This is a genomic window from Buttiauxella cochleicola, assembly GCF_021282405.1.
Taxonomy (GTDB): Bacteria; Pseudomonadota; Gammaproteobacteria; order Enterobacterales; family Enterobacteriaceae; genus Buttiauxella; species Buttiauxella massiliensis.
This window is the reverse complement of sequence record NZ_JAJSOU010000010.1, coordinates 94,299-119,446: the sequence shown is the minus strand read 5'-3', so window position 1 is coordinate 119,446 and position 25,148 is coordinate 94,299. Positions and strand designations below refer to the sequence as shown.

The 25,148-nt window shown below is 49.1% G+C and carries 21 protein-coding genes; 12 read left to right on the top strand and 9 right to left on the bottom strand.

The genetic code is table 11. From position 1 onward, the window contains the following. Positions 1 to 10 precede the first annotated feature (10 nt). Positions 11 to 805: a metal-dependent hydrolase gene (locus tag LVQ79_RS14760; RefSeq protein ID WP_151992586.1), complete on the top strand. Its 795-nt coding sequence runs from the start codon at positions 11 to 13 to the stop codon at positions 803 to 805. Positions 806 to 1,106: 301 nt separating this feature from the next. Beyond that, positions 1,107 to 2,540 carry a PTS glucose transporter subunit IIBC gene (ptsG, locus tag LVQ79_RS14755; protein ID WP_232865532.1) on the top strand — a complete coding sequence of 478 codons (1,434 nt, stop codon included), beginning with the start codon at positions 1,107 to 1,109 and terminating at the stop codon, positions 2,538 to 2,540. Positions 2,541 to 2,781: 241 nt separating this feature from the next. Here the strand turns inward: ptsG and fhuE are convergent, their stop codons facing one another. Beyond that, on the bottom strand, positions 2,782 to 4,971 hold the full coding sequence (gene fhuE / locus LVQ79_RS14750) for a ferric-rhodotorulic acid/ferric-coprogen receptor FhuE (RefSeq protein ID WP_232865531.1): 2,190 nt from the start codon (positions 4,969 to 4,971) through the stop codon (positions 2,782 to 2,784). Between the two features lie 367 nt (positions 4,972 to 5,338). Between fhuE and hinT the strand changes: the two genes are divergently transcribed. The 8 genes from hinT (at position 5,339) to LVQ79_RS14710 (ending at position 11,444) form a co-directional block, all read left to right on the top strand. After that, positions 5,339 to 5,695: a purine nucleoside phosphoramidase gene (gene hinT, locus LVQ79_RS14745; RefSeq protein ID WP_034494554.1), complete on the top strand. Its 357-nt coding sequence runs from the start codon at positions 5,339 to 5,341 to the stop codon at positions 5,693 to 5,695. Between the two features lie 4 nt (positions 5,696 to 5,699). After that, complete coding sequence (locus LVQ79_RS14740; protein WP_151995516.1) at positions 5,700 to 6,074, top strand: YcfL family putative periplasmic lipoprotein; 375 nt, start codon at positions 5,700 to 5,702, stop codon at positions 6,072 to 6,074. Between the two features lie 55 nt (positions 6,075 to 6,129). Then, entirely contained in the window at positions 6,130 to 6,726 is a 597-nt protein-coding gene (gene lpoB, locus LVQ79_RS14735; RefSeq protein WP_255668976.1) for a penicillin-binding protein activator LpoB, read from the top strand. Beyond that, on the top strand, positions 6,704 to 7,534 hold the full coding sequence (gene thiK / locus LVQ79_RS14730) for a thiamine kinase (RefSeq protein WP_232865530.1): 831 nt from the start codon (positions 6,704 to 6,706) through the stop codon (positions 7,532 to 7,534). The genes lpoB and thiK overlap by 23 nt, the downstream gene beginning before the upstream one ends. Before the next feature lie 15 nt (positions 7,535 to 7,549). Then, positions 7,550 to 8,575, top strand: coding sequence for a beta-N-acetylhexosaminidase (gene nagZ, locus LVQ79_RS14725; protein ID WP_232865529.1), 1,026 nt, complete (start codon positions 7,550 to 7,552; stop codon positions 8,573 to 8,575). A 46-nt stretch (positions 8,576 to 8,621) separates the two neighbouring features. Continuing rightward, positions 8,622 to 9,164 (top strand): alpha/beta hydrolase YcfP, encoded by a 543-nt coding sequence (ycfP, locus tag LVQ79_RS14720; RefSeq protein WP_034494636.1) that lies wholly within the window; start codon positions 8,622 to 8,624, stop codon positions 9,162 to 9,164. 225 nt (positions 9,165 to 9,389) lie between these two features. Beyond that, positions 9,390 to 10,694 carry an NAD(P)/FAD-dependent oxidoreductase gene (locus LVQ79_RS14715; RefSeq protein ID WP_034456136.1) on the top strand — a complete coding sequence of 435 codons (1,305 nt, stop codon included), beginning with the start codon at positions 9,390 to 9,392 and terminating at the stop codon, positions 10,692 to 10,694. Positions 10,695 to 10,907: 213 nt separating this feature from the next. Continuing rightward, entirely contained in the window at positions 10,908 to 11,444 is a 537-nt protein-coding gene (locus LVQ79_RS14710) for a glycine zipper 2TM domain-containing protein (RefSeq protein ID WP_232865528.1), read from the top strand. A 69-nt stretch (positions 11,445 to 11,513) separates the two neighbouring features. On the opposite strand, the gene LVQ79_RS14705 is transcribed toward LVQ79_RS14710, so the two are convergent. The 4 genes from LVQ79_RS14705 to LVQ79_RS14690 all read right to left on the bottom strand — a co-directional run bounded on the left by LVQ79_RS14705 (position 11,514) and on the right by LVQ79_RS14690 (position 16,840). Continuing rightward, positions 11,514 to 12,668, bottom strand: a complete 1,155-nt coding sequence (locus tag LVQ79_RS14705; protein WP_232865527.1) for an MFS transporter — start codon at positions 12,666 to 12,668, stop codon at positions 11,514 to 11,516. Between the two features lie 78 nt (positions 12,669 to 12,746). Further along, positions 12,747 to 13,349 carry a TetR/AcrR family transcriptional regulator gene (locus tag LVQ79_RS14700; protein WP_064517944.1) on the bottom strand — a complete coding sequence of 201 codons (603 nt, stop codon included), beginning with the start codon at positions 13,347 to 13,349 and terminating at the stop codon, positions 12,747 to 12,749. Between the two features lie 133 nt (positions 13,350 to 13,482). After that, complete coding sequence (locus tag LVQ79_RS14695; RefSeq protein WP_232865526.1) at positions 13,483 to 14,511, bottom strand: Gfo/Idh/MocA family oxidoreductase; 1,029 nt, start codon at positions 14,509 to 14,511, stop codon at positions 13,483 to 13,485. 139 nt (positions 14,512 to 14,650) lie between these two features. Next, positions 14,651 to 16,840, bottom strand: a complete 2,190-nt coding sequence (locus LVQ79_RS14690; RefSeq protein WP_370639858.1) for a TonB-dependent siderophore receptor — start codon at positions 16,838 to 16,840, stop codon at positions 14,651 to 14,653. A gap of 193 nt (positions 16,841 to 17,033) precedes the next feature. Between LVQ79_RS14690 and LVQ79_RS14685 the strand changes: the two genes are divergently transcribed. Then, complete coding sequence (locus LVQ79_RS14685) at positions 17,034 to 17,927, top strand: siderophore-interacting protein (protein WP_232865524.1); 894 nt, start codon at positions 17,034 to 17,036, stop codon at positions 17,925 to 17,927. 29 nt (positions 17,928 to 17,956) lie between these two features. Here the strand turns inward: LVQ79_RS14685 and LVQ79_RS14680 are convergent, their stop codons facing one another. After that, on the bottom strand, positions 17,957 to 18,589 hold the full coding sequence (locus LVQ79_RS14680; protein WP_232865523.1) for a TetR/AcrR family transcriptional regulator: 633 nt from the start codon (positions 18,587 to 18,589) through the stop codon (positions 17,957 to 17,959). Positions 18,590 to 18,837: 248 nt separating this feature from the next. Here LVQ79_RS14680 and bhsA point away from each other — a divergent pair, with 248 nt between their 5' ends. Then, positions 18,838 to 19,095, top strand: coding sequence for a multiple stress resistance protein BhsA (bhsA, locus tag LVQ79_RS14675; RefSeq protein ID WP_232865522.1), 258 nt, complete (start codon positions 18,838 to 18,840; stop codon positions 19,093 to 19,095). Between the two features lie 154 nt (positions 19,096 to 19,249). On the opposite strand, the gene ldtC is transcribed toward bhsA, so the two are convergent. The 3 genes from ldtC to LVQ79_RS14660 form a co-directional block, all read right to left on the bottom strand. Then, on the bottom strand, positions 19,250 to 20,191 hold the full coding sequence (ldtC, locus tag LVQ79_RS14670; protein WP_232865521.1) for a L,D-transpeptidase LdtC: 942 nt from the start codon (positions 20,189 to 20,191) through the stop codon (positions 19,250 to 19,252). 207 nt (positions 20,192 to 20,398) lie between these two features. Further along, on the bottom strand, positions 20,399 to 23,845 hold the full coding sequence (mfd, locus tag LVQ79_RS14665; RefSeq protein WP_232865520.1) for a transcription-repair coupling factor: 3,447 nt from the start codon (positions 23,843 to 23,845) through the stop codon (positions 20,399 to 20,401). Between the two features lie 135 nt (positions 23,846 to 23,980). Then, the gene (locus tag LVQ79_RS14660) at positions 23,981 to 25,054 is read right to left on the bottom strand and encodes an acyltransferase family protein (protein ID WP_232865519.1); all 1,074 of its coding nucleotides are present in this window, start codon (positions 25,052 to 25,054) and stop codon (positions 23,981 to 23,983) included. Positions 25,055 to 25,148: the final 94 nt, after the last annotated feature.

Genomic DNA, 25,148 nt, shown 5'->3' with positions numbered 1-25,148 from the left:
GAGTATTTGTATGTTCCTGGTTGACTCACATTGCCATCTTGATGGCCTCGATTATCAATCCCTACACAAAAGCGTCGATGATGTCCTGGAAAAAGCTGCCGCGCGCGATGTGAAGTTCTGCCTTGCAGTTGCGACGACGCTAGAAGGTTATCGCGATATGCGTCAGTTGGTGGGCGAGCGCCAGAACGTAGCTTATTCGTGTGGTGTACACCCGCTAAACCAGGCCGAAGAATATGATGTTGAAGAACTTCGCCGCCTGGCCGCAGATCCGGGTGTGGTGGCAATGGGGGAGACCGGGTTGGATTATTTCTATACTCCGGAAACCAAGCCACGCCAGCAGGAATCATTCCGCCATCACATTCAGATTGGCCGCGAGCTTAACAAACCAGTGATTGTTCATACCCGTGATGCTCGTGCCGATACCCTGGCCATTCTGCGCGAAGAGAAAGTGACAGACTGCGGTGGGGTACTACACTGTTTTACGGAAGATAGAGAAACTGCTGGAAAATTGCTCGACATGGGCTTTTACATCTCTTTCTCCGGCATTGTGACCTTCCGCAATGCTGAACAACTCAGGGATGCGGCGCGTTATGTGCCACTGGATCGCATACTGGTGGAGACTGATTCACCTTATCTTGCGCCAGTACCGCACCGCGGCAAGGAAAACCAACCGGCAATGACGCGCGATGTAGCGGAATATATGGCGGTACTGAAAGGTGTTTCACTTGAGGAGTTGGCCGTTGCGACGACAAAAAACTTCGCCACTTTGTTCCATATTCCTGACTCCCGCTTGCAATCCGCATGATAAATCAGACTTATTTTAAAGCTCGTAATTAATTATCTAAGCGAGTAAAGTTCACCGCCATAAAAATGGCGGTGAAGGCTGTTTTTGTAACATTCAGATACGCATAATGTAAACTTATGAAAGTTTTTCACTGGGCTGTTTGAGAAACGTGATAGCCGTCAAACAAACTTTCTTCGATTTATTTTACTCTGCGTAATAAATCAAAAGGCACTTAGATGCCTGTTAATGGGCTGGATCTCCCCCCAGACCGATGCGCATAACGCGTAAAAAAAAGCACAAATACTCAGGAGCACTCTCAATTATGTTTAAGAATGCATTTGCTAACCTGCAAAAGGTGGGTAAATCGCTGATGTTGCCAGTATCCGTACTGCCTATCGCAGGTATCCTGCTGGGCGTCGGTTCTGCAAACTTCAGCTGGCTGCCAGCAGTGGTTTCTCATGTTATGGCGGAAGCGGGCGGTTCAGTATTCGCCAACATGCCGCTTATCTTTGCTATCGGTGTGGCGTTAGGCTTCACGAATAACGATGGCGTTTCTGCGCTGGCTGCTGTAGTCGCTTACGGCATCATGGTTAAAACCATGGCAGTTGTTGCACCGTTGGTTCTGCATCTTCCTGCAGAAGAGATCACCGCAAAACACCTGGCTGATACCGGTGTTCTGGGCGGGATCATCGCGGGTGCGATCGCGGCCTACATGTTTAACCGTTTCTACCGTATCAAGCTGCCTGAGTATCTGGGCTTCTTCGCCGGTAAACGTTTCGTGCCGATCATCTCTGGTCTGGCTGCGATCTTCATGGGCGTTGTGCTGTCCTTCATCTGGCCTCCAATCGGTACGGCTATCCAGACCTTCTCTCAGTGGGCTGCATACCAGAACCCGGTTGTTGCGTTTGGTATCTACGGCTTCATCGAGCGCTGCCTGGTACCATTCGGTCTGCACCACATCTGGAACGTTCCATTCCAGATGCAAATTGGTGAATACACCAACGCTGCAGGTCAGGTATTCCACGGCGATATCCCACGTTATATGGCAGGTGACCCAACTGCGGGCAAACTGTCTGGTGGCTTCCTGTTTAAAATGTACGGTCTGCCTGCTGCGGCTATCGCAATCTGGCACTCAGCTAAACCTGAGAACCGTGCAAAAGTCGGCGGTATCATGATCTCCGCTGCGTTGACCTCGTTCCTGACCGGTATTACCGAGCCAATCGAGTTCTCCTTCATGTTCGTCGCTCCAATCCTGTACCTCATCCACGCGGTGCTGGCAGGCCTGGCGTTCCCAATCTGTATCCTGCTGGGTATGCGTGACGGTACTTCGTTCTCACACGGTCTGATTGACTTCATCGTGCTGAGCGGTAACAGCAGCAAATTGTGGCTGTTCCCAATCGTTGGCTTGTGCTACGCGGCTGTGTACTACACCGTGTTCCGTGTGCTGATTAAAGCGCTGGACCTGAAAACTCCAGGTCGTGAAGACGCAACTTCAGAGACTACGACCACTTCCACAAGCGAAATGGCACCAGCTCTGGTTAGCGCTTTCGGCGGTAAAGAAAACATCACTAACCTGGATGCGTGTATTACCCGTCTGCGTGTTAGCGTGGCCGACATTTCTAAAGTCGACCAGGCTGGCCTGAAGAAATTGGGTGCAGCAGGTGTAGTTGTAGCTGGTTCAGGTGTTCAGGCAATCTTCGGTACTAAATCCGATAACCTGAAAACTGAAATGGATGAGTGGATCCGTAACAGCTAAGAAGTCGTTGGGGAGAACTGAGGGAGGCCATTGGCCTCCCTTTTTTATTGCCATCACATAGCCGTCATATTTCAAGTCGCAGGGGTGTTGGCTGCGTTCTCTCACCCCGGTCACTTACTTTAGTAAGCTCCGGGGATTCGTTCTCTTGCCGCCTACCTGCAATCTGAATTATTTAGGCAATATTGTGGAAATTAATTTGCTTTGTAGGGCGGATAACTTGCGTCATCCGCCATGGAGAAGACTAGAAAGCGTAATTAGCGCTTACAGAGAAGTTGCGTGGTGCGCCGTAGACGATGGAACGGCTGTCGATGTTGGTGTCGTAAGTTTTATCGAACAGGTTATCGAGGTTCGCCTGCATGGAGAATGCTTTTGTAACCTGATAACGGGCAAACAAATCAACCAACGCATAACTGCCTTGTTCCGAACGGAAAGTACCACCCGGTACTGGAACATCCGCCCACACATGATCTTGCCAGTTAACACCACCACCCACTGTTAGCTCGCGCAGTGTCGGGATGCGGTAACTGGTGAACAATTTAACTGAAGTGCGAGGCAGGTTAGGGTTAACCGCTTTACCATCGCTGTCTTCTGCAACATAGCGTGTTGCACCAAATGTCATCTGCCAGTCATCAGTCAGCGCGCCGTTGATCTCAAACTCCACACCTTTACTTACGGTACCATCAGCTTCACGGTAGGCTGTCTCACCGTTGCTGTCTGGAATTACCATGCCGGTCGATTGCGCGAGGTTATCTTGCTCAATACGGAAGATGGCAAGAGACGTGGTCAGGCGGCTATTCATCCAGTCTGATTTCACACCTGCTTCATAGTTATTACCGGTGATGGGGGTGAGGTAGTTGCCTTGCTCATCGCGTTCGGTTTGCGGCTTAAAGACTGAGGTATAGCTTGCGTAAGTTGACCAGTCATCATTGATATCAAACACCACACCGGCGTAAGGCGAGGTGTTATTTTTTTCAAGTTCCTGGGTCAGGGTATGCAGGTTGTATTTGGTATAACGTGCGCCGAGGATCACGTGCAAAGGGTCGGCTAGAGTAATACGAGTCGCCATATAAGCAGACTTCTGGCGAACCGTATCTTCCTGAGCGAGACTCAACGGCGTCCAGTTGGTTTCCGGGAAGTTACCGTCATAGTCATTGTAATTACCTAGCTGGGTATCGCTGATATTTTCCCAGGAGCTGTAATAGGTGTTGTTCTGTTTGGTATAGCTGGTGCCAATCATTAGTTCATGCTGGCGGCCAAAGAGCTCATAAGAGCCATTGGCAAAGGTATCGAGAGCATCAACTTTGCGTTTACCTGTGTTGTAACCCGTGCCACCCACATAGGGGTAGGATGCGCCATATGGGCTAACCATCATGCCGCTGTTCTTATCTACCAGTCCATCCAGGTAAAGCTGCTTACTCTCGAGGTCCATTTCCGTGTGCGTACCGTTCACCGTGAGCTGCCAGTCATTGCCCAACTTTTGCTTCAGAGTGACGAAGGTGCGCTGCGATTCTTTGTCGTTGTAAGCCCATTCAGGGGCCGTGCTGTAACTGCGATCCGGATCAGTTTTGCTGCCATCGGTGTTCCAGCGCGGAATGCCACCCCAGGTCGGGCTGTTAACGTTGGTTTCCTGATAGTCATAACCGACTGAGAAACTGGTGGCCTCGGTCAAATCCGCATCGAGCACACCATAGAAGAATTTTTTCTTCTGATTGTAGCGGTCAAGCCAACTGTCGTTATCCTGGTAACCTGCAACCATGCGGCCGCGAACATTACCGTTGTCGGTCAGTGGCGTAGACATATCAGCAACATAGCGCTGTTTATTCCAGCTTCCATACTCTGCCGAAACGTTGGTCTGGAATTCACGGCTATCGGCATGTTTACGTACCATATTGACGGCGGCTGAAGGGTTACCGGAACCGGTCATCAGGCCATTAGCACCACGGACAACTTCAATCTGCTGATACATCGCGGTATCGGTCAGGGCGTCGCCCAGGTTCCAGCGCGATTCAAACAGCGTTGGGATACCATCGACCATGTAGTTGTCTATTAAAAATCCGCGCGAGTAGAAGTTGCTACGGTCGGAGTCGGCAACACTTTCGGATATACCCGTGGTGTTTCTCAGTACATCGCCCAGTGACTCCAGATTCTGGTCCTGCATGCGCTGTTCGCTGATGATGCTAACGGACTGCGGAATATCACGCGGTACCAGCAACATTTTCGTCCCGCTGGTGGTGGTTTTAACACTGTAATCCTTATCTTCTATATCGGGTGTATTGGACACCGAGTTTTCGACAACCAGCGTTTCTTCTGCATTTTGAGTGGCGGAGAAAGCGGTAGAAGGAAGGAGTGCGAAAGCAATACAGGATGCCAGCATAGAAATAGCGCTGGCAGGTGCGCGCTGCCCATCCCTGGTAGAAATGGTTAAAGACATCTTAAAACCCTTATGAATTGTTGGAGGTTGTGTCTCAGTGCCAAAGGAGTCCGGTCACGGAGTACATTGATTGTTTGCGATTTTACATATGTCATACGAATGAAAATGCAAATGAGAAATATACTCATTCATTGATAGGCTGTAAACATATGTTACAGCCCAAATGAAATATCGTTTTAATCACGAGAAGTGCAGGGTTTACGAAAGATCTGAGAAGCTGGTTGCCCAAAGAGTGATAAAGAAATAATGGGTTAAGGTTGAAAGAGCACGAGTAACTCGCTCATACTCTTACGTTATGCCTTTAAGCCTGTGCGCGCAGTGGCTTAAACGAGCAAATAGCCAGCAATTAATGAATAAAGGTAACGTCATGGCCGAAGAAACTATTTTCAGTAAAATTATTCGCCGCGAAATTCCGGCAGATATCGTTTATCAAGATGAGTTAGTTACTGCATTCCGTGACATATCTCCGCAGGCTCCAACCCACATCCTCATTATTCCGAACATACTGATCCCAACAGTGAACGATGTCACTGCCGAGCATGAATTGGCGCTGGGGCGCATGTTGACCGTTGCTGCAAAAATTGCTGAGCAAGAAGGGATTGCTGAAGATGGCTATCGTCTGATCATGAACTGTAATCGTCATGGCGGGCAGGAAGTCTATCATATCCACATGCATCTGCTGGGCGGTCGCGTGTTGGGGCCGATGTTGGCGCATAAAGGATAAGTTGATGAAAAATAACCCGCTGTTAATGCTATTAGCCGTCGTTGTGATGGCAGGGTGTAGCTCTAAACCTGCTATCCCTGTCAACGATGGGCAAACGCTGGTCATGGAGGCATCTGTGCTGGCGGCGGGAGTCAGTGCTGAAAAGCCTGAAATTTCAACTGACAAGGGCGCCACTGTTTCTCGCAGCCAGCTATATAATGAACAGTCTAACCCAGTCATCATCAACTATCGTTTCTATTGGTATGACGAAAAGGGTCTTGAGATTCATCCTCTCGAGCAGCCGCGTACGATTACGTTACCAGCGAAATCAAGCGTTTCGGTGTCATCCATAGCCAGTTATCCAGACGCACATAAAGTTCGTCTTTCTCTCTCTTTGTAAGGGGTGAATTTTGATTAAGGGAATCTATCGTTATCTGGTTATTCTCGCTGCGGCGATGATTTTATCCGGGTGTATTAACCGTGGTGAAGCGCCTGCACCTGTGGAAGAAGTAAAACCTGTTCCGCAGCAACCAGTAGAGCCGCAACCAACTGTTCCAACAGTGCCAACTGTACCCACTCAGCCAGGCCCGATTGAACAACCACAGCCAACCATTCCTGCGACACCAAAAGTGCGCAGCTACGATTGGGGCAGCACCATGCAGCCGATGGTTGGAAAAATGCTGCAAGCCGATGGTGTGACAGCTGGTGGAGTCTTACTGGTGGACAGCGTAAATAACCACACTAATGGTTCACTGCAAACCAGCAAAGCGACAGAAGCACTACGTGGTGCGCTGGAAAACAATGCCAAATTTACCCTTGTTTCAGCACAACAGCTTTCGCTGGCGAAACAGCAATTAGGGCTATCACCGCAAGACAGCCTTGGATCGCGCAGTAAAGCGATTGGCATTGCCCGTAATGTTGGCGCGCAATACGTGCTCTACAGCAACGCCAGCGGTAATGTGAACGCCCCGACGCTGAAAATGCAGTTGATGTTGGTACAAACTGGCGAAATTATCTGGTCAGGAAGCGGTGCTGTACAACAAACTCAATAATTCGACACTGCAACGTGTGATTGAGAAATACCTTCCGGCGGCTCAGGCCGCCGGTTGCTTTTCTCATCTTCAGGGATTAAGCGGCGGCAGTCTGCATTTCACCCTTGGTAGGAAAGAGTATGTTGCCCGGCATCAGCTTGCGGCGCCAATGCCTGGGGTTTCTCTCAGCAGGCAATATCGGGCACTGAGGCGTATTCCGACCGGAATAGGGCCTCAGCCCGTTTGTCTGGCAGAAGGCTGGCTTATTGTTGAATGGCTGAATGGGGAGGTGAAATCGGAACTCCCCTCACTGCAAGCGCTCACTTCATTGCTGTATGATTTGCATCGTCAACACTGTTTTGGCTGGCGAATCAGTCTGTTGCCATTGCTTGAGCATTATTGGAAAAATGCCGCATCAGAACGAAGAAGTTTGCTCTGGTTGCGGTTGTTGAAACAAATGAAGCGGCAGGGTGAACCGAAGCCACTGCGTCTGGCACCACTGCATATGGATGTGCATGCCGGAAATCTGGTAAATCAGCCGGACGGTATCAAGCTTATCGACTGGGAATATGCCGGTGATGGGGATGTGGCACTAGAGTTGGCGGCAATCACGCTGGCTAGTAACGTTGATAGTGAGCGGTTGCTTCATGCTTACGCGCAGTTAAGCCATATTCCGCCAGAGGCGTTAGCCCGACAGGTCGCACGTTGGCAACCTTGGGTCATCATGCTGATGGCATCCTGGTATGAATGCCGTTGGTCGCAAACGCAGGATAGAACATTTATAACTCTTGCAGACGAGGCCTGGAGCCAGCTGCGGGATAAGAATTGATAAAGAGAGGTTGATGTGGGTCCGGTAATGTTAGATGTGGCAGGCTTTGAGCTGGATGCCGAAGAGCGTGAAATTCTAAAACATCCACTGGTCGGTGGGCTGATTCTGTTTACCCGCAACTATCACGATCCCGAGCAACTGCGTGAACTGGTGCGTCAAATTCGCGAGGCTTCCCGCAATCGTCTGGTGGTTGCCGTTGACCAGGAAGGCGGTCGTGTTCAGCGTTTTCGTGAAGGTTTTACCCTTCTACCGGCGGCCCAATCTTTTGCTGCGTTACATGGGCTTGAGCAGGGCGGCAAACTGGCTCAGGAAGCAGGCTGGTTGATGGCGAGCGAGATGATCGCTATGGATATCGACATCAGCTTCGCGCCAGTGCTGGATATCGGCCATATCAGTGCCGCCATTGGCGAGCGTTCGTATCATGAAGATCCGCGCAAAGCATTGGCTATGGCGACACGTTTTATTGAAGGCATGCATGCTGCAGGCATGAAAACTACCGGCAAACACTTCCCGGGGCATGGTGCGGTTACTGCCGACTCTCATAAAGAAACGCCGCGTGACCCGCGTGATGAAGCGCTTATCCGCGAACACGATATGCAGATTTTCCGTACGCTTATCACCGATAACAAACTTGATGCCATTATGCCTGCACACGTTATCTACACTGACGTTGACCCACTTCCGGCGAGTGGTTCCCCACACTGGCTGAAAACCGTGTTACGTGGTGAGCTTGGCTTTAATGGCGTTATCTTCTCTGACGACTTGTCGATGGAAGGGGCGGCGATTATGGGCAGCTATGCGGAACGTGGCCAGGCGTCACTGAATGCAGGTTGCGATATGATCCTGGTCTGCAATAATCGTAATGGTGCAGTGAGCGTGTTAGATAACCTGTCTCCGGTCAAAGCAGAGCGTGTTACAGGTTTGTATCATAAAGGTTCATTTACCCGTCAGGAGCTGATGTCATCAGCGCGCTGGAAGGCAGCAAACCAGCAACTTGAGGCGCTGCATGAGCAGTGGCAAGCCCACAAGGCGGGTCTTTAACTCCTCAGGCCAGAAGGCCTGAATTCGTGTGGTGAGGATGGATGTAATGATTATCTATTTACACGGTTTCGACTCTAACAGTCCTGGTAACCATGAAAAGGTTTTGCAACTCCAGTTTATCGACCCGGACGTGCGGCTTATCAGCTACAGCACGCGGCATCCGAAACACGACATGCAGCATCTACTCAAAGAAGTCGACAAGATGCTGCAACTGAGTGCCGATGAGCGCCCACTGATTTGTGGCGTAGGGCTTGGCGGTTTCTGGGCGGAACGCATCGGTTTCTTGTGCGATATTCGTCAAGTGATCTTTAACCCGAATTTGTTCCCGCAAGAGAACATGGAAGGGAAAATAGACCGTCCTGAAGAGTACACCGACATTTCGACTAAGTGCGTGCAAAACTTCCGCGAGAAAAATCGCGATCGTTGCCTGGCGATTTTGTCGCGTAATGACGAAGCGCTGGATAATGCCCGTGCCGCAGAATTACTGCATCATTATTATGAAATTGTATGGGATCAGGAACAGACCCATAAATTCAAAAATATCTCACCACATTTGCAACGTATAAAAGCTTTCAAAACCCTCGGCTAACCGGGGCTTAAAGGCGTGAAAATGAAAGGGTCAGCCATGTGCTGGCCCTTTTTGTTTATCTTTTCGGCATAAAAATTTGATGCACATCAATTTTGGTATGACCAATACACCATCCATGTTATTCTTTGGTCACATTAGTGAGTTTGTTTAGGTAACTTGTTGTTAATTAAATGCTATTTACATAACCTTTCATTAACAATTGGTTAATATTTTAAGGGGGTCACTTTGACTACGCCATTAAGAAAGATTGTCATTGTCGGTGGTGGTGCTGGCGGACTTGAACTGGCCACACAGTTAGGTAAAAAACTGGGTCGTGGAAAGAAAGCGAAGGTTACGCTTATCGACCGTAACCACAGCCATTTATGGAAACCGCTGCTGCACGAAGTGGCAACTGGTTCACTGGATGAAGGTGTGGACGCGCTTAGCTATCTGGCTCATGCCCGTAACCATCACTTCCAGTTCCAGCTTGGTTCAGTGGTTGATATCAACCGTGAAAGCAAAACGCTGACGCTGTCAGAACTGCGTGACGACAAAGGCGAGTTGCTGGTTCCTGAACGCAAAATCCCTTACGACACGCTGGTGATGGCGCTGGGTAGTACTTCCAACGACTTCAACACGCCGGGCGTGAAAGATAACTGTATCTTCCTCGATAACCCGCATCAGGCGCGTCGTTTCCACTCTGAAATGCTGAATTTGTTCCTCAAGTATTCTGCAAATCTGGGTGCCAGTGGCAAAGTGAATATTGCTATCGTGGGTGGCGGGGCAACTGGTGTTGAGCTGTCTGCCGAACTGCATAACGCAGTGAAACAGCTGCATAGCTACGGCTACAAAGGCCTGACGAACGAAGCGCTAAATGTAACGCTGGTGGAAGCTGGTGAACGTATTCTGCCTGCGCTGCCACCACGTATTTCAGCAGCGGCTCACAGCGAGTTGACTAAACTGGGCGTGCGTGTTCTGACGCAAACCATGGTGACTTCTGCGGATGCTGGTGGACTCAATACCAAAGATGGCGAATATATCGCAGCAGATCTGATGGTTTGGGCTGCAGGTATCAAAGCACCAGACTTTATGAAAGATATCGGTGGTCTTGAGACTAACCGTATCAATCAACTGGTGACTGAGCCTACGCTGCAAACCACCCGCGACCCTGATATTTTCGCGATTGGTGACTGTGCATCCTGCGCACGTCCTGAAGGCGGCTTTGTGCCTCCACGTGCACAAGCGGCCCACCAGATGGCCTCATTGGTTCTGACCAATATTCTGGCGCAGATGAAAGATAAACCGCTGAAGTCCTATGTTTATAAGGATCACGGTTCACTGGTGTCGCTGTCTAAGTTCTCAACTGTTGGCAGCCTGATGGGTAACCTGATGCGAGGCTCGATGATGGTAGAAGGGCGTATGGCACGTTTCGTCTATATCTCGCTTTACCGTATGCATCAGGTCGCACTGCATGGCTACTTCAAAACTGGCTTGATGATGCTGGTAGGTAGTATTAACCGCGTGATTCGTCCGCGCCTGAAACTGCACTAATCGCGATTAAGATTGATATTCAAACCCGGCCTTGAGCCGGGTTTTTTATACATGGCAGCATAAAAATCCATAAATGAACATTTCATGCTTAGGATTTCTCTCAAACACATAGTTTCAGCCTATGAATCCGCATTTTTCATCCGTTGTCTGATTTGTGGAAAGCCTCCTTTGGCTGCAAAATTGTAAGCAATTGCACAATCAGGAGGATGTCCTGTGAATAAATCAATGTTAGCGGGTATAGGTATCGGTGTGGCCGCAGCACTGGGTGTGGCAGCGGTTGCCAGCATGAATGTTTTTGACCGTGGCCCTCAGTTCGCACAGGTGGTGTCAGCGACACCAATTAAGGAAACGGTAAAAACGCCACGCCAGGAATGCCGTAACGTTACCACCACTCATCGGCGTCCGGTTCAGGATGAAAACCGTCTGCTCGGTTCCGCGTTGGGTGCGGTTGCTGGCGGCGTGATTGGCCATCAGTTTGGTGGCGGGCGTGGTAAAGATGTTGCAACGGTGGCCGGTGCATTAGGTGGTGGTTACGCGGGTAACCAGGTTCAGGGCGCAATGCAAGACCGCGACACCTACACAACTAGCCAGCAGAAATGCAAAACCGTCTATGACAAATCAGAGAAAATGATCGGTTATGACGTAACTTATCGCATTGGCGATCAGCAGGGCAAAATTCGTATGGATAAAGACCCTGGTACGCAGATTCCGCTCAATGACAATGGCCAGTTAGTTTTAAACAAAATCTAACTGTTTTAAATTGATCGCTAAACGCCCGGTTCATTAATGAACCGGGCGTTTTAGTTACGATTCAGTAGATTAATTCCATCCCTGTTTTCCACGGCGTGCATAAGGTAAAACAGACAATAAAGCCAGAAGAGCTAATATCAGACCAATCCATAAAGCTGAACGTAATCCATACCCAGATGAAATAGCCATTCCACCTAAATAAGAACCGCCACCCAAACCAATATTAATTACCGAAGTATGAACCGCATTTACCATCGGACCTGGATGAGCCACACTAACAATACGTGCCATCATAGCCGGATTCATAGGGACGCCAGATAAACCGATAAATATGACTGCCAGAATTGCAATCGATTGATATTGTGCAAATAAGGCCATACCTAATAATGAAATGCTTAAAACAATTAACCCGACAACCATAATGGCTAAGCTATGACGATATGCCAGCCTTCCGGTTATCATATTACCCACAATGTTCGCCAGCCCATAGAGCATCAGAATAAAGGGAACTGTCTGCATATTAAAATCAGACACATCAACCAATACGGGTACGAAATAACTAAAGGCTGCGAAACTGGCACCTAAAATTAAGCAGCTTGTGGTACAGGCTTTCCAGTAAGCTTTGTTTTTAAAGGCTTTGATTTCTTCTGCCATTTTGATGGTACTACCGCCAGCCATAGGCGGTAGTAAACGCACTAATGCGCACAGGCATATGAAGACAAGAATGGCGACTAATCCAAAGCTCATTCGCCAGCCCCATTGCTGATCAATGATAGTCGCAAGCGGGACGCCAAAAACGTTAGATACCATAAAGCCAGCGATGACGATTGAAGCCGCGCGTGGACGGCTCTCCACTGGCACGAGTGCCATGCTTGTTGCCAAAGACAGACTCAAACAACCCGCGCACAAAATACCTGTCACAATTCGTATTACGACCAGAACATTGTAATCCGTGACAAACGCACTGAATCCTTGAACGATAACATACAGCCCTAATAGCCATAATAATGTTGTTCTATAGGGAGCTTTAAATTTTAGAAAAACGTAGGTTAATATTGGGCCGCCCAGCATCACGCCAAAAGCATAATAAGAGATGAGATGCCCGACTTCACCCACCGTAATATCGAATGCTTCTGATAGGGTAGACATCATACCCGCTACCATTAATTCAGCAGTGCCAAGTGAAAAAATAGCCAATCCTAAAATATAAACAACTAACGGCATAATTTTTAATTTTCTCCATGTATTGGAATGATCATTACAAAATGAAAGGTGAAAATAGATGAATGTTTTAGATGGAAATTACAAGTTGATTAACAGGCCAACGACGACATCTTCGAGGGTTTTTCTATCTGAAATATTTTTGCTTAGAACACGTAAACCATAGTAACCCGCCATAAAACCTCTGGCCATTTCTATAGCAGAAGCTTTATTGCTTAGTTCACCATTCTGTTGACCCTCGGAAAATACCAATACCAAAGTTTGTTCTAAACGCTGGCGATATTCCCTGTTCAGGTTGGCAACTGTTCCGTCTTTACTGCCTTGCTCCAGAGCAGAAAAAAGGACCATTGCATCATGTTGTTCTGGCTGCGAGAGATCTTCGGTAATACCCCAGAGCAGAAGGGTATGTAATCGTTCTTTCACCGGACCAGATTGTGTAAGAATTGCTAGCTGTGCCGACATTGTTTGCTCATGGCTACGCAACAAAGCTTGCTCATACAGAGCCTGCTTGCTACCAAAGGCGTTATATAAGCTTCCCCGCCCTAATCCGGTGCCATTGCATAAATCTTGCGCAGAGGTGCCCGCGTAACCATGAGTACTAAAAACAGCTACAGCGGCATCAATGACATCCTTGTCTTCGAACGTTCTTGGACGACCAGGATAAGTTGGTTTTTCGACACTCATAGGGAAGGGTGACTCGAAATGAGTTGAAGCGGCATAGTATTGATTATGGAACGATCAGTCAAATATTTTCCACAAACAAATGGCCGGTCTCTGGCAATCCATAAAGTTGTTCTTTCGCTCCCTGAAAATCCCATCAATGTGTGCCGCGTAGCTGCTGTTGCAACTCCAGCAACGCAGTAACTTCTGCTATCCGGCGCTGAGTGTAGGCTGGTATTTCTTCATGCGTGCGCAAGAACAGCCTTTGCTCGCCAAAGACGACATCATGCAAACAACGGTCGTAAAGCGGCCCTGCGAGGGTGTTACGCTCGGTTCCCTGTTCAGAAATCCGTTCAACTACCTCATTCAAACCTTGACGATCAATATTGATAATTTGCCCGTTATGAAGATGAATTCGCATCCCTTTTTGGCCGCCAGCAGGCCCGGCATATTTATTGAGATGGAGCGTAAAGGGAATGCCGCTCATCGTTCCGGTTAACAGCGCTTCACCTTCCGCGGTAGTGAAGTCACCCGCCGCAATTGCATTCCCCAGGCGGTCGCGTGCGTAACTGAGCTCCACCATGAGCTGGTCGTTGCCACCTAACTGATGAACAGTTTCACGCATCATGGCGAGAGTATGTGTGCCGATATCCACAATGACACCGTCAGGATGACGCAACTGGCGGGTGTCCGCTTCACCCGTTGCAAAGTTCAGGGCAATAGGTTCACCCGCGGCATTAAAACCACTTGGCTCCAGTAGAAAACCTTCGATGCACTTTATTTCATTGATTCTGTGAATGTGATTACAGGCTTGAGTACGAACCATCCAGTGATCCAAAGCCAGAACACGCGCGGCATTTTTTGGTTTCGCGAGCAGCTTTTTAAGTGTCTCAAGTTGTGCCAGTGTGGCAGCAACCGGTTTTTCTACCACAATCGCGGGCACATCACTTTGCAAGACTCGCTCAAGCACGGGAAGGTGATGCAGAGAAGAAGTCGTGATTAGCACCACGTCGAGCGGCATTGCTAAAAGTGCATCCAGGGAATCACAACGGGTAATGCCGTCAATCTGACGCGCTGGGTCAGCGTCATAACCGTAACATTCGAGCAAGGGGGGAGAGATGCGGCGTAGCGCCGGGAGATATGCTGTTTCGATGACTGAACCTAAACCGATTAAACCTGCCAACATAAGATAATCCTACCAAATATAAGCTGTACCTATCATTAGAGTCCCTATGTTTTAAATGACTACTGGGTTTTGGTCGAGAAGGATTTTGTGTAGGAGAGTAAAAAACAGGCTGGTTTTTAGCCAGCCTGTTGTGGTCAATTTAGAATTGCAGGGAGTAATTCACACCGTAAGTGCGCCCACGTCCTTTATATTCGTACAGCGAAGGGCTGCCGTAAGTTGGGCTGTAAAGCAATGGTGCGCGCTGGCCCCACACGGTGGTGTAGTCTTTATCCAGCAGGTTTTCGATGCTGAAGCTGAGTTTGCCTAACGGTAGAGCGTAGCTGCCAATAAAGTCGACGGTGTTATAACCATTGATCTTATTGTCGCTGGCATCGGTTAAATCAAAGGTCTGCTGGCTTTGAATGCGCAGGCTCCATGGATCTGGCGCCCAGCCAACATACGCGGTGGCTTTTGAAGGGCTTGCGTAAATCACGTCCCATTTCTGCCATTTGCCATCCACTTTAGTTTCGGACTTCAGCACGTTAAAGTTAACGCCGGTGCTCCAGTTCGAGTCTGGAATAAAGTAATCCACAGCACCTTCAACACCGTAAATACGACGCTTGTCATCTTCCACATTGATGGTCATATCTGCACGGTTGATGGAGATGGACTTGTCAGACAACGAGTAGTACGCCGCAATTTGGCTGCGCAGGTTATCGCCGGTATAACGCCAACCCAGCTCATAAGAATCGACCTTGATCCCCTGAAGTTTTGACTGCCCGACATTCACGCTATTTACCAGTTGATAATGGCCATTCACCAGTCGGTAAGTGCCATTACCGTAGTATTTGCCAGGGTCAGGAAGCTCCACACCTTGCGAGAAGTTAAACCACGCTTGCTGGCGGTCAGTAATATGCATTAACAGACCGGCATTGAATAACGCATTGTCATAATCCGTGCTGCCGCCAGGGATTGCGTCTGCAGACTGAGCGATGCCGTTTGCAATACCTTGTTGCTGAGTAAAGCCAACAAAGTCATCGACTTTGTTCTCAGTCCACTGATAGCGCACGCCGCCGCTCAGGGTAAACAGTTCGTTGATGTCATAACTGCTTTGCAGGAACGGAGCGAGGTTAGTGATGGTGTAACCCGGATAACGACCGGTGGTGTAAATGCTCTGGTTATTCAGGCCACCAGAAGCATTGGCTTTTGCGAGATCAAAGAACATCTGGTTCGAGGTAAAGCTCTCGTGATCGGCATCGACGCCATAGGTAATCTGCCAGCCATCCAGCGGTTGGCTGGTCAGAGCCAGTTTCGCACCGTACTGATCGGTATCCTGCTGGGAGGCCGAGAAACTGGTTACGGCTCCACGCGTTAGCGTCGGGAAAGGATAGAAGGTCAGAGACTCATCACGATAGTAAATCTGCCCAACCACTTCCTGGCCGAGGAAGTCGCTGTTGGAGTATTGCAGGCTAATCAGATGGCGTTCGGTACCAGGAATGCGGTCAGAATTAAGATTGTCACTGACAAACGCTTTGCCATTACCGGTCACTGCGGAAAAGTTTTCACCCAGATTCAGCCCGTAATCATCGTCTCCCTGGCTCTTATAATATTGTGTCACCACCTGCAGTTGCTGGGTTTCATCAATGTTTATCGTGCCGGTACCCATCACATCCAGGCGGTCGGAATACTGTAAACCGGTTTGCGTGTTATCAAGCAAGGTCTGGTCGCCGTTACCATCAAACCAGCCACCAAATTTCTGATAAGCCACAGATAAACGGCCAGAGGCATTATCGTTACCGCCAGAAATGGCGCTGGCGACACGTTCATCATGATCTTTACTGCTGTTAAAACCAGACTTAATCCCAGTTTCAAATTCGACCTGAGTGTCAGGCTGGCCCTTTTTCGTCACGATATTAATCAGACCGCCAGTACTACCACCGCCATACAGCGAAGTTGCACCAGAGATAACTTCGATGTGTTCGATGTTAAAAGGGTCGATAGAGTCGAGTTGGCGGCTATCGGTACGGGAAGAGTTCAGACGAACGCCATCCACTAAAACCACGATAGAACGGCCACGCATGTTCATACCGTAATTGGTACGGCTTTGGCTGCTGACATCCAGACCGGGAATTAACTGTGCAAGTGCGTCTTTCAGCTCCTTGCCTCCCTGAATCTGTTGCTCAAGCTCGGTACCTTCAATAACCCAGGTGGTCTGCGCCATTTCAGCTACCGTACGGTGCATACGGTTCGCAGAAACCAGAATATTTTCTTCGGAAGTTTGCTGCGCGAAAGCCGGGGCCATCATCGCCAGAAGCAACGGGTTAAGCACCCAGCGTGCGTTGTTATGCATCATCATCATTCCTTGGATGGGGAAATATTAACATTTGAAAATGTTTTGAAATAAGAACGAGCTGAATTCTGCCGATAACAGTTCTCATTATCAATCTCAATTGATAGTATTTCTCAAATTAATCTTATGAATAATCATATGATTTCTGTGGGTTATTTATTTGTTGATGGCAAGCCCAGGCAAAGGAGTTGAAATGGCAGAGGTACAAAGCTACAGATTGTTTAATGTGCAGCTATTGCATAAATCACACGTTTCACCTTCGCTGTTGAGTCTGGTATTCGGCGGTCCGGATGTGGCAAACATGAAATGTGATTCACCCGACCAGCGAATCAAAATGTTGTTCCCGTCTGAAGATGGCTCAATTCCGAGCTTGCCAGAACATGGGCAGTGGTATTCGTTACTGCAAGAATTACCCAAAGAAAAGCGGCCGATTGTGCGCACTTATACCTTGCGCCACGTTGACCGCGAGCGTCAGCAAGTGACGGTTGAATTCGTCAGTCACGGCACGGAAGGGCCTGCCTCCGCATGGGCGATTAGCTCCCAATCCGGTGACAAAATACAAATTGTCGCACCGAATGCCGATTACCCGGCAGACAGCGGCGGTTATGAATGGACGCCACCTGCGGGTTTGTGCCAGGGGTTAATTATTGCTGATGAAACTGCAATGCCTGCGGCGCGAGGCATACTTGAACTTCTGTCGAAACAGCAAAATCCGCCAGAAATTCAGGCGTTTTTTGAAGTCCCGGAGCAGGGGGATTGCATGGATTTAAGTGAATTTGGTTTTGCGAAAATTCATTGGTTGCCGCGAAAGGCTGTCAACGCAAGGCATGGGGAGTGCTTACTCAAGGCGGTGAGTGAATGTGCCAAACTCCCTACAGCTGCGGGGATTACAGAAACAGTTAATGAAGAAGCTGAAGGTGAACTGTTGTGGGATAAAGCCACAACGGCCAGTAACGCTTTTTACGGCTGGGTTGCGGCGGAATCATCGGTTGTGAAAATGCTGCGCCGTTACTTAATTGGAGAATGCGGTGTGAGCCATGACGCTATCAACTTTATGGCCTACTGGAGCAAAGGGCGAGAGCGTTAATACAAAAAGGGCGGCAAAGCCGCCCATGGTTAGATTTTCTTTAGTTCCGGCAACAATCGTAGTGTGGTTTTCACGATCTGCATCAGCTCTTCATAGCTGGCATTTTCGATTGCACTGATCGACATCCCCTGAATGATACAACAGAGATATTTCGCCAGATTGCGTACGCTTGTGGTTGCCGGAATTTCACCTTTTTGCTGTCGCTGCTCAAGGAAGTGAACCAGAGTTGCTTCCTGCATCGACTGACGCATTTTTATCATCGCGGAGATATCTTCCGAAGAGACGGCCAGCACCGCAGAGGTACATATCATAAAGCAGCCTGATGGTGTCTCTTTGTCAGTAAACATCTCTGCCAGCAAAGAGAGATAATCTTCCAGGGTCTGTTCCAGAGTACGATCTTCGCAATAAAGGCAAGTCTCACGCTGCTGCGTTACTCGTGCGATATAGCGATCTAATACTGCCTTGAACATACCTTCTTTGTTGGTGAACTCTGCATAAAGCGTTGGCGCTTTTGCACCTGTTGCTTCAACTAAATGTGCCATAGAGGTGGCTTCGTAGCCGTGTTTCCAGAACAAAGCCATGGCCTTGTCAAGTGCAGCTTCCCTATCAAACACCTTCGGTCGGCCACGGCTTTTTTTAATGCAACTAGTGTCAGTGGACATGGGAACCGTTTAACCTTTGTCTGTTTAGTGAACGATCATTATAAAAATAATATCATGTAGGAGCCAGAGGCTTTAGGTATAAAAATAAATTAATTCTATCTTTATGAAAAATAGTGTTTTTATAAAATAATTAACGATCATTATAAAAATTATTTGACCGTGATTCAGATCACGTTTAATATTTACTTATCGAACGTTAAGTAAATAGATTTAACGGTCTTCCAAATAATCTGCTCAAGGTAAATAACATGAAAAACGTAAAAACTCTGATCGTTGCTGCTGTTCTTAGCTCCCTGTCTTTTGCAAGTTTTGCGGCTGTTGAAGTTCAGGCGACGCCAACCGGTCAACAGAAAGTCGGCACAATCACCGCAACAGCTGGGACAAACCTGGGGTCGCTGGAAGATCAACTGGCTGAGAAAGCCGATCAAATGGGTGCCAGCTCATTCCGTATTACTTCAGTTACCGGCCCGAACACTTTGCACGGTACTGCGGTAATTTATAAATAAGCATTCCCTTCATACTTCAAGTTGCAGCGGTGTTGGTAGCGCTGACAAACCCTTGAGTAAGCTCATCGGGTAGCGCCACTTTATAACGCCAATTCAATAAAAAAGGCCCTGTTGAAAAACAGGGCCTTTGTTCTATTCCGAACGACCGTGATAATCAGATTTCGTTCGTCGCTACAGTATGCGCGTTGACTTCAATTGGCATGCCCGAGCGGTGTTGCATCGCCTGTTCCATAACTGTCGCATCAGTTTCAGGTGCGGCCTGGAACTGTTTCATTTGTTCAGTCAGCGTAATCGGCAGCACTTGAGGATCATCATTAATATTTTTCGACAGTGGCTGATGTACCTCAACTAAACGTCTGCCATCTGGCTCGATGGACGTTTTAATCGCGGTATTAATAATGCGAACGGGCGTTCCGACAGGCATATCTTTATACAGCGCTTTAATATCGTCATCACGCAGACGAATACAGCCCGAGCTGACACGCATACCAATGCCGAAATCTGCGTTAGTTCCGTGCAGCAGATAAACACCGCCAAAGGCTGCGAGACGAATCGCATGGTGACCCATTGGGTTCTCCGGCCCGGCAGGAACAACAGCTGGAAGCTTGATGCCATTTGCCAGGTAACGAGCGCGAATATTTGCAGTTGGAGTCCAGGTTGGATTGGCTCGTTTATCTGAAACACTGGTCACCATCGTTGGCGTTACCGTATCACCGCCAAGTTGGCCGATACCAATCGGATAAACCGTCACGCTGTTCTTTCCTTTGGGATAATAGTAAACGCGTAGCTCGGCAAGATTGAGAACCAGCCCTTCACGTGGCGCATCCGGCAATATCATTTGGCTCGGAATGGTCAAAACACTGCCCGCACGGGGAACATAGGGATCCACACCAGGGTTGGCCTGTAATAAAGCAAGGAAGCCAACATTGTATTTTTTTGCGATAGCCTCAAGTGAACCACCGTCATCTTTTACCTCATGGAAAAAGTTCTGACCGATAAGACGGCTGCCTTCTGCTGGCAGAGGATAAGAGTTGGCATTCGCGTTAAAAGCGGTGAATGCTGCGCTAAGCAGCATAATCGACGCCAGCCAACGCATAGCGCGTGCCTTGCGAGATGATAAAACGCTCAAAGAGGTAATCACGATAAACCCTATAAGTATTATGGTTAATGTTATAAAAAAGTTAATCGATGATTATGGCAGGGGGGGATGTCGGGAAATCCTGGCGGATTGAAAGGATGTGTAAATGTTACGATTAAATGGGGGATGGCGGGTAAGCGCAAGCGCTACCCGCCATCATGAGAACTACGCTACAGCGTTCTGCGCCAACTGATGCATAAAGTTACGTACCCATTCCATACGCGCTTTACGATCTGCGAGGTCTTCAATAAATTTGAGTCGGGTTGGCCCATCCAGACGGTAATGTTGCGGCTGTTTTTGCAGCAAACCAATCAACCAAACCGGGTCAACGTGGTTTTTCTCAGCAAACTCAATCACACCACCTTTATCATGGCCTTCAATCTTACGTACGCCGAGTTTTTGTGCCTGCTGGCGCAATGCCGCAATATCCAGCAGATTACGAGCGGCATCCGGCAACAGGCCAAAACGGTCAATCAATTCCACTTTTAATTCATCAAGCTCATGCGCCGTTTTGGCACTGGCAATGCGTTTATAGAACGACAGACGGGTGTTGACGTCCGGGATGAAATCATCCGGCAACAACGCGGGCATACGCAGTTCAACTTCGGTTTGGCTACTGGTCAAATCCTCAAGTGACGGCTCGCGACCCTCTTTAAGCGCATCGACGGCGTTTTCCAGCATCTCCATGTACAGCGAGAACCCGATAGATTCCATCGAACCACTCTGGCCTTCGCCAAGTAATTCACCCGCACCGCGAATTTCAAGATCGTGAGTCGCCAGCGCAAAGCCCGCACCCAGGTCTTCTAGCGATGCGATAGCTTCCAGGCGTTTCTGCGCATCGGTGGTCATTGCTTTCGGATGTGGCGTCAGAAGCCATGCATAAGCCTGGTGATGCGAACGCCCGACGCGGCCACGCAACTGGTGTAACTGTGCAAGACCGAAATGGTCTGCGCGTTCAATAATGATGGTATTCGCAGTCGGAATATCGATACCCGTTTCGATGATCGTGGTACACACCAGCACGTTAAACCGCTGGTGGTGGAAGTCGTTCATCACTCGTTCCAGCTCGCGCTCGCGCATTTGGCCGTGGCCGATAGTAATACGTGCTTCCGGTACAAGCTCGGCGAGGCGATCTGCTGCTTTCTGGATGTTTTCTACATCGTTATAGAGATAGTAGACCTGGCCACCACGCAGCACTTCACGCAAGATTGCTTCGCGAACCACCAGACTGTCGTACTCGCGAACGAAGGTTTTAACTGCCAGTCGGCGTGCCGGAGGCGTTGCGATAATCGACAAATCGCGCATTCCGCTCATTGCCATATTCAGCGTACGTGGAATTGGTGTGGCAGTTAGCGTCAGGATATCGACATCGGCACGCATGGCTTTGATGCGCTCTTTATGACGCACACCAAAGCGGTGTTCTTCGTCGACAATCAGCAGGCCGAGATCTTTCATCTTCACGTCATTCTGCAATAGCTTATGCGTACCGATCAGAATATCGACTTTCCCTTCTCGTGCTTCTTCGAGAATTTGCGCCTGCTCTTTAGCCGTACGGAAACGTGACAGCATTTCGATGCGCACTGGCCAGTTGGCGAAACGGTCGCGGAAGTTGTCCAGGTGCTGCTGCGCAAGCAGGGTGGTTGGCACCAGCACCGCAACTTGCTTATGGTTTTCAACCGCAAGGAAGGCGGCGCGCATGGCGACTTCAGTTTTACCAAAGCCCACATCGCCACATACCAGCCGATCCATCGCCAGCGGCTGGCACATATCACTTAATACCGCATTGATGGCTTGTGCCTGATCTGGTGTGGTTTCAAATGGGAAGGCGTCGCAGAACAACTGATACTGCTCGCGGTCATGCTTAAAGGCAAAGCCCTCTTTGGCAGCGCGTTGCGCGTAAATATCCAGCAGTTCAGCAGCAACATCGCGCACTTTTTCTGCCGCTTTCTGGCGCGCACGGGACCATGCATCGCTGCCGAGTTTATGCAGTGGCGCGTTTTCTTCGGCACCGCCTGCATAGCGGCTAATCAAATGTAGCGACGAAACCGGCACGTACAGTTTTGCATCGCCATGATAGGTCAGCATCAAATATTCAGCTGTTATGCCACCCGCTTCAAGGGTAGTTAAACCCGCATATCGGCCAACGCCATGTTCAAGATGCACGACCGGTTGCCCGGTACGCAGCTCTGCGAGGTTACGAATCAACGTATCCGGGTTAATGGTGCGACGGCTGTCCTGACGTCGACGACTAACGCGCTCGCCCAGCAGATCGCTTTCACAAATCAACGCGCGGTTGCGCAGCGTGTCGATAAAACCATGCTCACTGGAGCCAAGCATTAAGTAGCGGCCTTTATCCGTCACTTCATCGAGACGGTAAATACGTTTTGGTGCCACTTTAATGCGAGCTAACAGCTCGCCCAATGCTTCGCGGCGGCCTTCGCTTTCTACGGAAAACACTACCGGCCCGGCGAAAGACTCAAGAAATTTACGCAGGTTATCGAGCGGCGCTTTTTGCTGCGCCTGAACAGAAAGATCCGGCAGGGCGCGATAACCCAGATTGGTAAACGCGGCTTTATCGGCCAGAGAGTCGGTTTTTAGCTGGATTCGCGGCCAGGCTTTTAACTCGCTGAAGAGTTCATCAACGCGCAGCCACAGACTTTCCGGTGGCAGCAGAGGGCGCATTGGATCAACACCACGGTTTTCGAAGCGGGCGAACGTATCCTGCCAGAAGCGCTCGGCACTGCTTTCAATATCGCCGGTGTTTATCAGCAAGGTATTTTTCGGGAAATAGCTGAACAGCGGCGGTAGTGGCTCGCTAAAGAACAGCGGCTGCCAGTATTCAATCCCTGCCGGGAGCATGCCTTTACTGACTTGCTGGTAAATATGCTCAGGCTCGCGCTTCACGTCAAACTTGTCGCGCCATTGGCTACGGAATAGCTCAATAGCCGTTTTATCGGTCGGGAATTCGTGAGCAGGGAGTAAGTTGATGGCATCAACTTCCTGGAGTGTGCGCTGTGTATCGACATCAAACACACGCAGGCTGTCGATTTCATCATCGAAAAAGTCGATGCGATAAGGCTGCTCACTGCCCATCGGGTACAAATCTAGCAATGCACCACGGGTAGCAAATTCGCCGTGTTCCATGACTTGATCAACGCTGCGGTAACCTGCCTGTTCTAATTGGCTACGTAGGTTATCACGCGATAAACGTTGACCTTTTTTCATCACCAGCGCGTGGCCATGCAAATAACTATGCGGGCAAACGCGTTGCATCAAGGTGTTGACTGGCAATATCAGCACGCCGCGCTGCATGGTTGGCAATTGATACAGCGTGGATAAACGCGAAGAGATGATTTCCTGATGCGGTGAAAAACTGTCGTACGGCAGCGTTTCCCAGTCGGCAAGATTCACCACCAGGCTATCCGTAAACTGGCTAATTTCGTCATGCAGACGCAGGGCATTCTGCATATCAGGGGCAATCAGCACCACCGGCCCACTATGGCGCTCGACGATCTCGGCAACTTCGGTCGCACAAGCTGAACCGGTGAGTTCTCCAAGCTGGCGCTGATCGCCAGCTTTAACAGGTAAGGAATAGCGATAATTTTCAGACATGGTGGACGTCAGCATCTCTCAGGTTGCGCCGTGTTTACCCTTCATCTATCAAGCTGCAGGGTATTGATAAGCACTCGAAAACAATGTTGTTTATTATCCGCGATCGTTTTGTATTAGCAACCCAATCGAGACCGCTTAACGTATGCCAGCCGCGTACGCCATTTTAGCCGGAGGAGTAAAAAGCATATCGCCCCATAGCGCGCGTGATAATTTCCTGAATCCCAAACCTATTAGAGTGCAGGTTGCCAGGCTGACAAACGGATACACCAGTAAAACGACGATCAGCAGGTTATCGGAGATTCTGTCTGCATTAATTTGCCCGATCATAAACAAACTCAACGCTTCGATGATGATACGGTGGGTGGTGTAAATGGCGATGGTGTTTGAACCAACAATATTCAGAAATGCATCGGAACGGCTCTCGCGCCAACTATCCAGAATATAAAACAGCTTCATGATGACAAAAATAGACACCACGGAAATCACTACAGGGACATTCACCAGATACAGCGCCACGCAGAGCAGAGCGACTGCCGTACACAGCAACGGATGTCGGCGGAAATGGGTCGTTTTCATCCACGTCATCAATTGTGGGCCGAACCATGCGCCCAAACCGTAATAACACATATTGCGCACCACGCTGTTCATGCCCCACCACGGTAACGGCATAAAGCTGATTGCCACGTTTACTCCAAGCAGCATGATGATGACCGGAACTTTATAGCGACGCAGACTTTTGAATATCGCGAAATAGATTATCAGCGCATAGAGATACCAAAGGCTGGTGCTGGCTTTTGCCATGCTGGTGGCAAATTGCAACAGGGTTTCCGAGTACGCGGCATTAGACGTGGGGTTGCGTACCAGGTCGGGGGCAAGCCACTGGTTGATAAGCGAAATCCCCAACCATTGCAAAACTCCCCATAGAACCAGGACATAGAAAATATTCCAGATGCGCTTATCCACGCAGTCACGCCATTTCACCGACTCGATATAGCGAGTGATCAAAAAGCCAGAAATAAAGAAGAACACTGGCATACGAAAAGGTGCCAGATAGAGATTCAGGTAGATCCAGCTTTTCGCAATGTATTCAGGCAGACCAGCTTCGAGTTGCGTCAAATGCGGGTAAAAGGTGATCACCGAGTGATAGATAACGACAAGGCAGATACATAGCCCCTTGATATGGTTGATCCACAGTTGTTTGTTTTTCATGCGCGGACTTAATCTTCTGTTGGCCTGTATTTGCTTTCAGGGTGGAAGATCGCTGGCCATTTTTTTACCTGATTTGTCTGTTTTTGTAAGAATC

Coding starts and splice junctions, on each gene's coding strand:
- LVQ79_RS14760 (WP_151992586.1), top strand. CDS start 11: ATGTTCCTGGTTGACTCACATTGCCATCTTGATGGCCTCGATTATCAA.
- ptsG (WP_232865532.1), top strand. CDS start 1,107: ATGTTTAAGAATGCATTTGCTAACCTGCAAAAGGTGGGTAAATCGCTG.
- fhuE (WP_232865531.1), bottom strand. CDS start 4,971: ATGTCTTTAACCATTTCTACCAGGGATGGGCAGCGCGCACCTGCCAGC.
- hinT (WP_034494554.1), top strand. CDS start 5,339: ATGGCCGAAGAAACTATTTTCAGTAAAATTATTCGCCGCGAAATTCCG.
- LVQ79_RS14740 (WP_151995516.1), top strand. CDS start 5,700: ATGAAAAATAACCCGCTGTTAATGCTATTAGCCGTCGTTGTGATGGCA.
- lpoB (WP_255668976.1), top strand. CDS start 6,130: ATGATTTTATCCGGGTGTATTAACCGTGGTGAAGCGCCTGCACCTGTG.
- ycfP (WP_034494636.1), top strand. CDS start 8,622: ATGATTATCTATTTACACGGTTTCGACTCTAACAGTCCTGGTAACCAT.
- LVQ79_RS14705 (WP_232865527.1), bottom strand. CDS start 12,668: ATGCCGTTAGTTGTTTATATTTTAGGATTGGCTATTTTTTCACTTGGC.
- LVQ79_RS14700 (WP_064517944.1), bottom strand. CDS start 13,349: ATGAGTGTCGAAAAACCAACTTATCCTGGTCGTCCAAGAACGTTCGAA.
- LVQ79_RS14695 (WP_232865526.1), bottom strand. CDS start 14,511: ATGTTGGCAGGTTTAATCGGTTTAGGTTCAGTCATCGAAACAGCATAT.
- LVQ79_RS14690 (WP_370639858.1), bottom strand. CDS start 16,840: ATGCATAACAACGCACGCTGGGTGCTTAACCCGTTGCTTCTGGCGATG.
- LVQ79_RS14685 (WP_232865524.1), top strand. CDS start 17,034: ATGGCAGAGGTACAAAGCTACAGATTGTTTAATGTGCAGCTATTGCAT.
- LVQ79_RS14680 (WP_232865523.1), bottom strand. CDS start 18,589: ATGTCCACTGACACTAGTTGCATTAAAAAAAGCCGTGGCCGACCGAAG.
- bhsA (WP_232865522.1), top strand. CDS start 18,838: ATGAAAAACGTAAAAACTCTGATCGTTGCTGCTGTTCTTAGCTCCCTG.
- ldtC (WP_232865521.1), bottom strand. CDS start 20,191: ATGCGTTGGCTGGCGTCGATTATGCTGCTTAGCGCAGCATTCACCGCT.
- mfd (WP_232865520.1), bottom strand. CDS start 23,845: ATGTCTGAAAATTATCGCTATTCCTTACCTGTTAAAGCTGGCGATCAG.
- LVQ79_RS14660 (WP_232865519.1), bottom strand. CDS start 25,054: ATGAAAAACAAACAACTGTGGATCAACCATATCAAGGGGCTATGTATC.